General features: G+C 66.2%; 1 protein-coding gene. It reads right to left on the bottom strand.

The window, feature by feature from the left end:
- On the bottom strand, positions 1–184 hold a 184-nt coding region (locus RRF55_RS28410), incomplete at its 3' end, for an efflux RND transporter permease subunit (protein ID WP_439419358.1).
- Positions 185–228 lie beyond the last annotated feature (44 nt).

Here is a 228-nt window from a genome sequence, read left to right as displayed (position 1 = left end):
CCATCTGTTCGGGGGCCAGGGCCGGGGCCACGGTGTTGATCTGCACCTGGCGGTTGGTGATGTCCGGCACGGCGTCGATCGGCAGCTTGGTCAGCTGGAACAGGCCCCAGGCCGCGACCAGGGTCGTGGCCAGAACGATGAACCAGCGGAAGCGGACGGACGCCTCGATGATCGCTTTGAACATGATCGCCCTCCCTTAGTGGCCGTGCTCGGCTTCGCCCTTGGCCA

This window comes from Klebsiella sp. K47, assembly GCF_051858335.1.
Lineage (GTDB): Bacteria > Pseudomonadota > Gammaproteobacteria > Enterobacterales > Enterobacteriaceae > Klebsiella > Klebsiella pneumoniae.
The sequence above is the reverse complement of the archived record's forward strand: the minus strand, read 5'-3'. Positions and strand labels throughout refer to the sequence as shown.